The organism is Larkinella arboricola, assembly GCF_003259745.1.
Taxonomy (GTDB): domain Bacteria; phylum Bacteroidota; class Bacteroidia; order Cytophagales; family Spirosomataceae; genus Larkinella; species Larkinella arboricola.
Genome location: NZ_QLMC01000001.1, coordinates 1,122,275 through 1,135,122, shown reverse-complemented (window position 1 = coordinate 1,135,122; position 12,848 = coordinate 1,122,275). Strand labels below are relative to the sequence as shown.

Sequence of the window (12,848 nt, the reverse complement as noted above, 5' to 3'; positions counted from 1 at the left end):
CAACTAAATATTAATTTAAGGCCCGAATGTAAAATATAATTAAACAATGTGAAATTTCGCCAAAATTATTACAATTCCCACACCTTCTTCGATTAGTAAGTACTTAACCACCGATTACCATTTCTAAAACCACTATTACTTGTATGCAAAAAACAGTACATCTTCTAACGCAGAAAATGCCGACTCCCCGCAGCCTGCGCCGATGCACGCTTCTGGCGCTCGCGGCTACCTGTACGGCATTTCTAACTCCTCAGGTACCTGCCCATGCTAAGTTGAAAGGAGACAACGTTAACGCTCCGCTTGCCAAAGACATTACCGGAACGGTGAAAGACGCAAACGGCGCGGGTATACCGGGTGTAAACGTCGTGATCAAAGGAACGACCAAGGGTACAACGACCAACAGTGCGGGCCAATATTCCATCACGGTTGACAACAACGCTACGGTTTTGATTTTCTCGTTCATCGGATCCATCACGCAGGAAATTGTCGTGGGCGATCGCTCGGTGATCGATGTCATGCTTCAGGAAGATGCCAAGCAATTGAACGAGGTCGTCGTAACGGCCCTCGGTATTGAACGGAACGCCAAAACACTGACCTACGCCACCCAGCAGATTGATGGCAAGAAGCTGGTCGATGTGCGGGATGCCAACTTTGTAAACACGCTGTCGGGTAAAGTAGCCGGTATGGTGGTTACGCAGGGCTCCTCCGGTCCGGGTTCGGCCACGCGGGTTGTATTGCGCGGAAACCGTTCCATTACGGGTAACAACAACGCCCTGTTTGTGATTGACGGTGTGCCGGTTGATAACACCGTGCGGGGTCAGGTAACGAGTGACTTCGGCGGTATTAACGGAAGCGACGGTGCCAACAACATTAACCCGGACGACATCGAATCCATGAACGTCCTGAAAGGTGCGGCCGCTTCGGCGCTGTACGGTTCACGGGCGGCCAACGGGGTTGTCATGATCACCACCAAAAAAGGAAAAGCCGGTAAAGTGTCGGTGGATGTAAACTCCGGTGTTCAGGCCGAAAGTCCGTTCCTGCTGCCCAAACTGCAAAATACGTACGGACAGGGCGCGGGTGGTAAATCCAGCGAAAACTCACCGTATAGCTGGGGTGCGGCCACTACGACCTACCCGAACAACGTCAAAGACTTCTTCCGAAACGCCATTTCAACCAACAATTCCGTAGGGATTGCCGGCGGTACGGACAAGGTGCAGACGTATACTTCGTATACGAACAATTACAACCAGGGGATTCTGCCGAACAACGAACTGGTGCGTCATACGCTGAACCTGCGCCTTAACTCGCAGATTACAAGCCGCCTGTCGACCGACGCCAAGATCACGTACATCAATCAGAAAATTGATAACAAACCGCGGTCGGGTGAGGAAAGCTCCGTGACGATGAACCTCTACAAAGTGCCGCGCAGTGTGGATTTGAACGGTAAGTACAACACGTTTGAAGATGCCAACGGCAATCCGACCTACTGGACCAGTTCGGGGATTTATATGAACCCGTACTGGACACTGAACCGGACCTTTGCCAATGAAACCCGGAACCGGGTAACGGCCCTCGGATCGGCGAAATACGATATCACCGATTGGCTGAACATTCAGGGACGGATCAGCTACGACTGGTATACCGACCGCAACTCTCAGAGTTATGCCAACAATACCCTGTTGTTTGCCGGAAGGGGTGGTTCGTATCAGGAGTTTACGCTCGACCAGCTGGAGCGCAACATGGACGTGATCATTTCCGGAAACAACAAGCTGAGCAATGATTTCGCCATTACGTACAACGCCGGAGCTGGACAGACGTACAACCGCTTTTCGCAGGTAGGCGCCAGCACCAACGGTCTGTCGGTAGCCAACCGCTTTGACCTGTCATTTGCGTCGGCACTGACTCAGATTACCGGCTTTAGCCAGAAAGAACTGCAATACGTATTCGGAACGGCTTCGGTTTCGTTCCGTGATTATCTGACGCTCGATGCTTCGGTACGGAACGACTGGTCATCTACGCTGCCTCCGCCGTATTCGTACATTTACTCGTCGTTCGGTGCTAACTTCATTCTGTCAGACGCGGTAAAGCTGCCCAACTGGATCAGTTTCGCCAAAGTCCGGGGATCGTTGGCCCAGGTGGGTAATGATGCGGCCCCCTACAGCCTGCAACAAACGTATTCGTTCTCACAGGGCGGAACCGGCGGTTTCATTTCGCGCAGCACCCAGCGCCCGGCCGAAAACCTGAAGCCCGAGATTTCGACGTCTACCGAACTCGGTGCGGACGTGCGTTTCCTGAATGGTCGGCTGGGTCTCGACTTTACGTATTACAACAGCAATACGGTCAACCAGCTTCTTTCACTCGGTCTGGCTCCGGCATCCGGTTTTGCCACTCAGTTTGTTAACGCCGGAAAGATCAACAACAAAGGTTTTGAGCTAACCCTGACGGGTTCTCCGCTGAGAGGCAACGCGCTGAACTGGGATGTTTCGCTGAACATGGCCCGCAACGTCAACACGATTGTCGAACTGTACCCCGGTATAAAACAGGCTACCCTGGGCGGTAATACCCGGACCACAACGGCTGTCGTAGAAGCGGGTGGTTCATACGGTGATTTGCAGGCCTATGGCTGGGCCAAAGACGCGCAGGGACGGTTGGTGGTCAACGCCAACGGTCTGCCGGTGGTAAGTGCCTTCCAGACCATTGGTAACTTCAACCCCAAACTGACGTTCGGTTTTAACAACACGTTCTCGTACAAAAACTTTGTCCTGAGCTTCCTGGTGGATGGCCGCGTGGGCGGTATCATGGTATCCGGAACGGATGGCAACCTGGCTTACGACGGAACCGCCGAATACACGCTCGAGCACCGCGAAGGTGGTTGGATACTGCCAGGCGTAACGGCAACGGGCGAAACCAACACCAAAGCGATCACGTCCGAGCAATTCTGGCAAACCGTATCGCAGGGCCGGTATACCTGGGGCGAGTTTTTTGGCTACTCAACAACCAACGTCCGGCTGCGCGAGTTGACGTTCGGATATAACATTCCGTTCCCGACGAACTTCTTTATCAAGAATGCCCGTTTGTCACTGACGGCCCGCAACCTGTTTTTCCTGTACCGGGGCAACGCCCTTCTGGACATTCCCGGTCTGAAAACCCGCAAACTGCCGTTTGACCCGGATGTTAACATTAGTGCCGCCAACTACCAGGGTTCTGAATACGGCGCCTTGCCTTCAACCCGCACCGTTGGTCTTAATCTGAAATTAGGATTCTAAAAGTAAGCCCACCTGAGAAACCCTCATTTTTGGAATCAAAAACACGTTAGAAAGTATCATGAAAATGCCAATTAATAAATTCCTTAAAATGTCAATGGTCGGGCTGCTTGCCGGTTCGGCCGGAATCTGGAGCGGCTGTACGGGCGATTTTGACGAAATCAACACCAGCAAAACCGCCATTACCACGCTGACTCCCACGGAACTCCCGTACCTGTTTGCGCGGGCTCAGCAACAGGCTTCGTATGCGGCCGGTACGTACCAAACCGCCCAGAACCTGTACGCGGATTTGTTTGCCCAGTACTTTGCCACCACGACGCCGAACTTCCAGTCGGACCGGTATTTCATGCACCCCACCTGGATCAACTCCCACTGGAACCCGATTTACACGCAGGTGGTACCGCAGTTGAAGACCCTGTTTGAGCAAACCGATCCGGCCTCGTCGCAGTACGCACTGGCCAGCATCTGGTGGGTGTTTGCCTTCCACCGCCTGACGGACTACTACGGCCCGGTACCTTATTTCGATGCAGGTGTTCCGGCAAACAGCGTTAAATACGATCCGCAGGACAAAATTTACGATGACTTCTTCAAGCGCCTGGCGGCAGCTACCGAGGTTTTGAAAGGCAAAACGGCCGAAAAACCGTACGGCAGCTACGACATCATCTACGCGGGTGATGTGAATAGATGGATCAAGTTTGCCAACACATTGCGGTTGCGGCTGGCACTGCGGATTTCAAAAGTCGATCCGGCCCGGGCCAAGACTGAAGCGGAAGCCGCCATTGCCGGTGGCCTGTTGACGGCGAATACCGACAATGCGTACATGGTTAAAAACCTGGCGGGTGGCGACAACAACGGTCTGGCTACGATTTCGGGCTGGGGTGAGTTCCGGATGAGTGCCGCCATGGAATCCGTTCTGAAGGGTTTTGAGGATCCGCGGATCGGTATCTATTTCCAACCGGCTTTCAACACCAAAACCTACGAAGGGCTGCGGAATGGCTTGGGACCCACGGAGTTGACCGACCCACTGAACACGAACGACAACAATTCCAATATCGGTACGCTCTGGATTCGCAACACGGGTGCGGGTTCGGCCTGGGATCGTCAGTTGGCGGTAAGACAGGACATCATGCACACGGCGGAAGCGTATTTCCTGCTGGCCGAAGCCGCCCTGAACGGCTGGAACACCGGTGGTGTGACGGCGCAGCAGGCTTACGAAAACGGTATCCGGGCTTCGATGGAAGGCTGGGGTATTACGGGCGCAACGGTTGATGCCTACATTGCCAGCACGAAAACGCCCGTTGCTCCGCAGGATCAGCAGAAATCGCCCGCTCTGACGAACATTACCGTGAAGTGGGGGGCTACAGAAGCCGTTCAGCGGGAACAAGTGGGAACGCAGAAATGGCTGGCCCTGTACCCTGACGGTATTGAAGCCTGGGCGGAAGTTCGCCGGAGCCGGTATCCGAAGCTGTACCCCGTTGTCAACTCGGTGAACGCCGATCTGCCGACCACGAAGTCCCCCCGCCGGATTCCGTTCCTGTTGCTGGAACAACAATCCAACACCGAAGCCGTCAAAGCCGCCGTTTCCCTGCTGAACGGCCCGGACAATGCGGCTACGCCGTTGTGGTGGGATAAAAACTAAAAACTCTTTCGCAGAGTGACGCAAAGTAAAAAGGAGTTTAGCGGAGAGAATATCTCTGCTAAACTCCTTTTTTTCTCCGCTAAACTCGCGCAATAGCCTTCTTTTCAGGCCCCCTCCACCAGCAACCTGCGCTGTTTGGCCAGGTCTTCCCGCTTCACAAACGTAATGGGCACAAACTGCTCGGTGGGCGAACCGATGTAGTAGAGCGTCCAGTCCTGATCATAACCCGCCAGCATTTGCCGGATGCAGTCCACGCGGTCGATGGTCGGAATGTTGCAGTCTTCCCAGTAAAACAGCTCAACCCGGTAGTGTAACTCCTGACGTTTGCCGTTGATGGTCACTTCAATTTCGATGTCCTGTTTGCCGGGCATCATGGGAATGGGAATCGCGATATGTGCCATAGGTATAGGAAATTATGTCAACTTATTCACTTCTCAAACTCTTCACCGGATTCGTCAACGCGGCTTTAATGCTCTGAAAACTGACGGTAACAAAGGCAAGCACGATGGCTATAACGGCTCCGGCGGCAAAAATCCACCATTCAATATCAATTTTATAGGCAAAGTCCTGCAACCACTTATCGGTAAAGTAGTACGCAATTGGCGAGGCAATCAGGATAGCAACCAATACGAGCTTCAGGAAATCTTTGGTCAATAGGCCGACAATGCTGAATACCGTCGCGCCGAGCACCTTCCGAACGCCTACTTCCTTGATGCGCTGGTACGCAATCAGGGTTGAAAGGCCGAATAAGCCCAGGCAACTGATGGCAATGGCCACCGCCGTAGCCAGATTGATAACCCGGGCCGTATTTCGCTCGCTGGTGTACATCTCTTCCAGCGTGCTGTCGTAAAATTTGTACTCGAACGGTTCGGTCGGGTAAAACGTTTTCCAGATCGGTTCGATCCGTTTGAGGGCGGCCTGCCACTGTTCGGGGTTCGACGACTGAAGTTTGATGTTAAACGTGGTCAGATGACGCTTTCCGTTCATCAGAATTACCGGCTCTATTTTCTGGTAGAACGTCCTGATGTGAAAATCCCGGACCACGCCCACCACCGGAATCGCCTTGCCATCGATTTTCTGAATGTACTTCCCAATGGCCTCCTGGGGCGACTTAAACCCGAATTCATGTAGCGCCGTTTCATTGAGGATGTACTCCTGAACGGTATCGGTTGCCGACAGATTCCGCCCCGCCAGCAACGGTATTTTATACAGCGAAAGCAGCGTTGTATCAATGGTCTTGAAGAAAACCGATCGCTCGGTAATCTGCCCCCGGCTATTTTTATACTGAAAATTATCGCTGCTGAACGAAGTGTTCATGGGCGGTTCTCCCAGGGCAACACTGGCAATGCCCGGCTGCCTGACAAGTTCCTGCTGCATCGTAAACTGCCGCCCCTTATACGCCGGGTCATCCCACAACTTCCAGGGAACCTGCAACAGCACAACCGCTTCCCGGCTGAATCCCAGATCTTTGTGGAGCAGATAATTCAATTGCCGGCCCACCAGCATTGTTCCGACGATAAACAATTGAGCTACCACAAACTGAAACACAATCAGGCTTTTGCGCAGCGTCAGACGGTTTTTGCCAACCTGCACCGTGGCCTGTCCGCGCATGATGCTGACGGCCTGTACGCGGGTGATCAGCCAGCCGGGATATAGGCCCGAAAACACCGTGATGCCCAGCATCAGCGCGAGCAGGAAAACCGCAATTTGCCCGTAGTCCGTATGTTGCCCCATGCCATCCGGAATCAGCTCCTGGAAGGTAGCCAAAACCCAATAGGATAACAGATACGACAATAGAATCGAAAAAGCCGTAATGACCAGTGTTTCGCCCAAAAACTGCCGGATCAGGTGCCAGCGCGAACTGCCTAGCGTTTTCCGAATGCCGATTTCCTTGGCCCGTTGCGGCACCTGCGCCGTCGTCAGATTGATGTAATTGATGCAGGCCAGCAACAACAGAAAAACCGCAATACCCATCAGACCATAGAGCACGTTGCGGTTAGCCTTGCGCATGTTCTCACCGTATTCCGTCGAAAAGTGAACGTCTGACAAGGGCAGCATCACGTGCCACCGCTGGAAGTGGTACTTCTTCATGTTCTCCGCGCCGTTCCGGTACGAAATGGCGTTGATCTGCTTCAGCACCGCCTGCGGAGACGCCTGCGCAACCAGTTGGAGATACAGTCGGTTGTTGGAGCTAACGCCCCCCCATTGTTTGCTGATGTCGCCCTTATTTTCGAGCGGAAAAATTTCTTTGGCGCTGAAGCTACTCGGGAAATCCAGATCGGCCACCACCCCGGAAACCCGCACGGCCACCGTGTCGTCGTACACGAGGGTCCGGCCCAGCACATTTACAGGCTTCACACCCGGAAAATACTGCTCCGCCCGGCTTTGGGTTAGCACAACCTTATCCGGCGCATCCAGGGCCTTGACCGCACTTCCCGCCAGCCAGCGGTAAGGTACCAGTTCAAAATACTGGCGGCTGGTCATGACCTGGTTTTTCGGCTCCGAAAACCGGTCCGCCCCGGCTTTGGCACCCGGTATTCGTACGGATTGCGTCCATTGATCCCACACCGGCACCACCTGCTCTACGCCCGGCACCTGCTGCCGAATTGCTTCGGACAACGGTTTGGGTACGCCAGCGTTACCGCTCTCGATCCCGTCGTATTTGAAACGGCTCACCACTCTGTAGATCCGTTCGCGGTTGGGCTGTTGCTGGTCAAAGCTAAACTCGTAACTCACAATCCGGTAGATGACCCAGCAACCGCTGATGCCAATCGACAGGCCGATGATGTTCAGGAACGTAAACAAACGGTTCCGCCAAAGATGGCGCAGGGTGGTTTTGAGAGCGTTCATGGTTAAGGTATATCCAGAGCTGGGTTGGTTTTGGTTCAGACCGTTTTATTCGCTGCGTAACGACTTCACCGGATTCGTCAACGCGGCTTTGATGCTCTGAAAACTCACCGTCAGCAGGGTTACGGCTACGGCCAGAACGCCCGCGAGGGCAAACATCCACCACTCGATGTCAATCTTGTAGGCAAACTCGGAGAGCCACTTGTTCATGGCCCACCACGCCACCGGGGAGGCAATGACCAGAGAAATCACCACCAGCATTACGAAATCCCGCGACAACAGACCGACAATGCTGCCGACGGTTGCGCCCAGCACCTTCCGGATGCCGATCTCCTTCGTTTTCTGCTGGGTCACGAGCGACACCAGACCGTATAAACCCAGGCAGGAAATCAAAACCGCCAGCCCGGCGAAGTAACCGATGAGTTTGCTCAACCGCTGTTCGCTTTCGTACAAACGTGCCAGACTCTCGTCCAGAAACGTATAGGCAAACCCTTTTTCCGGGAAAAACCGGTCCCACTCCTGCTGAATAAACTTCAGCGTTTCGGCCCGGTTCTGCGACTGGATTTTGATGGAAAATAACCGCAACAAGGGCTGGTCGATGGTCATCAGCATCCCCTCGATGGGCCGTTGCAGCGACTGGTTGTGAAAGTCCTTCAGCACGCCGATGATCCGGCCCTGCTTCCCTTCCAGATTGATTGACTTGCCCACAGCAACCGCAGCCGATTTCCAGCCCAGTTGCTTCACCCCGGTTTCATTGATGATAAAAGCCGCCGTTTTATCGGTTTCGAATGACTCCGAGAAATCCCGTCCGGCCACAAACTTCAGGCCGTAGGTGGTGGCAAAATTGTGATCAACGCCCATTGTTCCCATAAAAATGTTTTCCTCCGGCGCGTGGCCTTCCGCTACTACACTCCGCCGGACCGAGCCGGACCCCATCGCTTGCGTCGAAAGCGTCACCTGCCGGATGTTGGAATTTTTCAGGAGAATGTCCCGGAACGTCCGCAACCGGAAATAGGTGCTGTCGGAGCGATCGGCAAACACATTGGTAATCTTCTCGTTGCGCGTATTCGCGGTAATGATGAAATCTTTTTCAAACCCCAGCGGCTGGTTTTTCATGTAGCTGAGTTGCCGGAAAGCCACCACCGCCCCGATAATCAAGGCAATGGAGGCCACAAACTGCGCCCCGAGCAGGACCTGACGCAACCGTCCGCCTTTGGCTTTCCCGCTCACAAAGCTGCCTTTCAGCGTAGCAATGGGCTGAAAACCGGAGACGAAAAAGGCGGGGTACGTGCCGGACAGCAAACCCGTTATCAGGGCAATGCCAACAAACAGCAGCAGGAGACCGATGTCGGACAGAAAATAGCCAATGGTTAATTCCTTGCCCGTCAGGTTATTCAACGCCGGAATCAGAGCCGCAATCAGAACAAACGAAAGGGCGAGTGCAATGACACTCAGCAGCAGCGACTCCCCCAGAAACTGCGCGATCAACTGTTGTTTTTCGCTGCCCAGCACCTTCCGGATACCGACTTCCTTCGCCCGTTTCAGCGAGCGGGCCGTCGAGAGATTCACGAAGTTGATGCAGGCAATCAAGAGCGTAATGAACGCCACTCCGAGAAAAACGTAAATGTAGAGCATCCGGCCGGGCGCTTCGGGTGTAGCCTGCGCCTGTGAGCGCAAATGGAAATCGCGCATCGGTTCGAGTTTGTACTCAATGTCTTTGGCTACCTGCTTGGGCGCGTAGGTCTGTAAAAACTTCGGAAACCGGGCGTTGACGGACTCCGGCGTTTTGCCGGGTCGCAGCAACACGTACGTATAGCCGTGCGAAATAATCCAGTTTTGCGGCAGGTTTTGCCGCACGGCTTCGCTTTCGGTTGCGTACATGGTTTCGTAATTCGACAGCAGATCGATGTGAATGTGCGAATTGTCCGGAAACTCCTCAACCACGCCCGTTACCCGCAGGGGATGTCGCCCTTCGTACAACAGCGTTTTGCCGAGCGGGCTGGTTTTGCCGAAATACTTCTTCGCAATTTCATCGGTAATGACCACCGTAAACTTGTCCTTCAAGGCCGTGCGTGGATTGCCTTGCAGGAAATTGAAAGAGAAAATATCGAGCAGCGTCGAATCGCCGAAAAAAAACCGTTCTTCGTCGTACTTGACGGGCTGCGACTGCCGGTTATCCCGCAGTTCAATGGTGGCGCTGCTGTTGAAAATCCGGGCCGATTTTTCGATTTCCGAGAAGTTCGAAGCCAGAACCGGCTGTACCGGGGGCGGGGTCAGCGCGAGTGGTTCGGTCAGACCGGCGAATTTGGGCAGGTACGTCACGCGGTAAATCCGGTCAAATTTCTGCTGAAACGTATCGTAGCTCAGTTCGTGCCTGACGAACAGCAAAATTAGAAAACAGCACGTCAGCCCGACGGTCAGGCCAACGATGTTGATTACCGAAAACGTCTTTTGCCTCAGCAGGTTTCGGTACGCGATTTTCAGGTAATTCTTAAGCATAACGTATAGGATAGGTTTGGACTTATTCACTTCGTAAGCTCTTGACCGGATTCATCAAAGCCGCCTTGATCGACTGAAACGAAATCGTCAACAGGGCAATACCGACGGCCAGAAAAGCTGCCAGCGCAAACACCCACCAGGCGAGATCGATGCGGTAGGCAAAATCCTGCAACCAGTGGTTCATGACCCATCCCGCAATCGGAAAGGCAATCAGGACGGCGATGAGCACCAGCTTCAGGAAGTCTTTCGTCAGCAGCAGCACAATGCTCGACGAGGTGGCCCCCATCACTTTCCGAACCCCAATTTCTTTCGTGCGCTGCTCCGCCGTGAACGTGGCCAGACCAAACAGCCCCAGGCAGGCAATGACAATGGAAATTCCGGCAAAAACCGTAAACAGGCTACCGGTTTTCTGCTCGGATTCGTAAAGGGCCTCAAACCGGTCGTCCAGAAACGTGTAGGTAAACGGAGCCGGTGGGTTAAACGCTTCCCATTTTTCGCGGATGGCCGCAATCACCCCGGCGGCATCGTCCGCTTTCACTTTCACCTGCACGGCCCCCGAATTATAGCCCAGCAGCAGCATGAGCGGGGCAATTTTCTGCCGGGCCGACGCGTAATGAAAATCCTTAACCACGCCAATCACCGTAAATTCTTTCCGCCCGGACCGGACCAGCGTTTTGCCAATCGGGTTGATTGGCCCCCAGCCCAGCTCCCGCACCACGGCTTCGTTGATGATGACGGCGGAAGAGTCGGATGGGAATGCTTTGGAGAAGTTGCGTCCCTGCCGCAGTTTGATGCCCAGCGTGGGCAAATACTGGTCGTCGATTCGGAAGATAGCAGTTTGAATTTCCCGGGTGGTCTGCTTTTTAACGGGGTCTTTTCCGTAAATCTGCGTCCCTTCCTGGCCCTCGTTGCTCAGGGGGATGCTCCGCGACAGACTGGCCTGAACAATCCGGCTGTCCTGCCGCAACTGATCTTTAAAAACCGTTTCGTTTGTTCCGAGGGTATACGTGTCGTGAATCACCATAACCTGCTCTTTGTCAAATCCCTGCGTTTTGTTCTGCATGAATTTCAGTTGCTGATACGACACGATGGTGGCAATGATCAGGATGCCGGAAATGGCGAATTGAAAAACCACCAGGCCGCTGCGCAAACCGTTCCGGCTGCTGGTCTGGAGCACCGAACCGCCTTTCAAAACCGTCGTGATTTTGGAAAACGCCAGGAAAAAAGCCGGATACGTTCCCGCCAGCAACCCGACAATCAGACCGAAGCCGAACAACACCGCCAGATTTGGAGCCGTAAAGAAGCTATCCAGTTCGATCTGCTTGCCGGACAGTTCATTAAAGAAAGGCAGGAACATCGTAATGAGCCCCAGCGAAAACAGCAACGACAGAAACGTGATAACAATGGATTCAATCAGAAACTGCCCCACCAACTGCCCCTTTACCGACCCCATCACCTTGCGTATCCCGATCTCCTTCGAGCGTTTGGCGGCCCCGGCCGTCGACAGATTCGTGAAGTTGACAATGGCCAGCAGGAGAATGAAAACCGCCAGAACGCTGAAAATGTAGACGTAATTGATGTTGCCGTTGGGCTCCAGTTCGTATTTGGTAGCCGAGTGCAAATGGATGTCGGTGAGCGGTTGCAGGAAAAACCGGAATGTATCGACCGATTTCTGCGCTTCGGCCAGACTAACGCCCATGTCGCGCTGCACCTCCGGAACAACGTGCTCGGCCACCAGTTGCGGTAATTTCGCTTCCAGTTTCTGCGGATCAGCGCCTTTTTTGAGCACCAGATACGTATAGGTGCTCACATTACTCCAATCCTGCCGCTGGGCGAAGGCTTCCCCGACGGTGCTCAAAAAGATGTCGAAGTGGAAATGGCTGTTTTTCGGAATCGCGTCGATGACTCCCGTAATCTTGCGGGCCTGCTGATCCTGGCCAAACTTCAGAACTTTACCCAGGGCCGGTTCACCGCCAAAAAACCGTTCGGCAAAGGCTTTCGTCACCACCATCGAGTTGGGTTCCCGCAAAGCCGTTTTGGGGTCGCCTTCCAGGAACGGGATCGAAAATATTTCCAGAAAGTTAGAATCGATCATGGCAATCGACTTCTCCTTGCTATTTTTTTCCTGATAGCGGATAAAAATCTGACCTCTCCGGAACAGGCGTGTGGAAGCTTCTACTTCCGGAAATGCCCGTTGAATGCCCTGCCCTACCGCCATATCGGCATTCGGAAACTCCGTCACTGCTCCGTTGCCAATCAATCGCACACCAACGCGGTAAATCTGCTCGGCCTGAGCCGGATACCGGTCGTAGCTTAACTCGTCTTTGACAAAAGCCGCAATGAGAATGCAGCAGGTTAACCCAACCGACAAACCGACACTATTGATGAGCGAAAACACTTTGTTTTTCAACAAATTCCGCCAGGCGATTTTGAAGTAACTGCGTATCATAGGGACAAAAGCAGAGGAAAGAGACACGTATCATTTTAGAGCCGCCCAAACTACGTACCAGTTTCATAAGTAACTTATTACCAATTTCATACAGAAGGAAAATAAAATAAAATGTCCGTAAACGGACGATGAACGTACATTTACGGACAAG

Annotated in this window: 6 protein-coding genes; 2 read left to right on the top strand and 4 right to left on the bottom strand. The window is 53.4% G+C overall.

From position 1 onward, the window contains the following. The first annotated feature begins 143 nt into the window (after nt 1-143). Both LX87_RS04595 and LX87_RS04590 read left to right on the top strand, forming a co-directional pair. Nucleotides 144-3,266 (top strand): SusC/RagA family TonB-linked outer membrane protein, encoded by a 3,123-nt coding sequence (locus tag LX87_RS04595; RefSeq protein WP_111626969.1) that lies wholly within the window; start codon nt 144-146, stop codon nt 3,264-3,266. A gap of 58 nt (nt 3,267-3,324) precedes the next feature. After that, complete coding sequence (locus tag LX87_RS04590) at nt 3,325-4,902, top strand: SusD/RagB family nutrient-binding outer membrane lipoprotein (RefSeq protein ID WP_111626968.1); 1,578 nt, start codon at nt 3,325-3,327, stop codon at nt 4,900-4,902. Between the two features lie 104 nt (nt 4,903-5,006). On the opposite strand, the gene LX87_RS04585 is transcribed toward LX87_RS04590, so the two are convergent. Genes LX87_RS04585 through LX87_RS04570 form a run of 4 tightly spaced genes read right to left on the bottom strand, consistent with a single transcriptional unit; the run spans nt 5,007 to nt 12,697 of the window. Continuing rightward, nucleotides 5,007-5,303, bottom strand: a complete 297-nt coding sequence (locus LX87_RS04585; RefSeq protein WP_111626967.1) for a hypothetical protein — start codon at nt 5,301-5,303, stop codon at nt 5,007-5,009. 22 nt (nt 5,304-5,325) lie between these two features. After that, nucleotides 5,326-7,752 carry an ABC transporter permease gene (locus LX87_RS04580; protein WP_111626966.1) on the bottom strand — a complete coding sequence of 809 codons (2,427 nt, stop codon included), beginning with the start codon at nt 7,750-7,752 and terminating at the stop codon, nt 5,326-5,328. A 45-nt stretch (nt 7,753-7,797) separates the two neighbouring features. Further along, entirely contained in the window at nt 7,798-10,248 is a 2,451-nt protein-coding gene (locus LX87_RS04575) for an ABC transporter permease (protein ID WP_111626965.1), read from the bottom strand. 22 nt (nt 10,249-10,270) lie between these two features. Then, nucleotides 10,271-12,697 (bottom strand): ABC transporter permease, encoded by a 2,427-nt coding sequence (locus LX87_RS04570; RefSeq protein ID WP_111626964.1) that lies wholly within the window; start codon nt 12,695-12,697, stop codon nt 10,271-10,273. Nucleotides 12,698-12,848 lie beyond the last annotated feature (151 nt).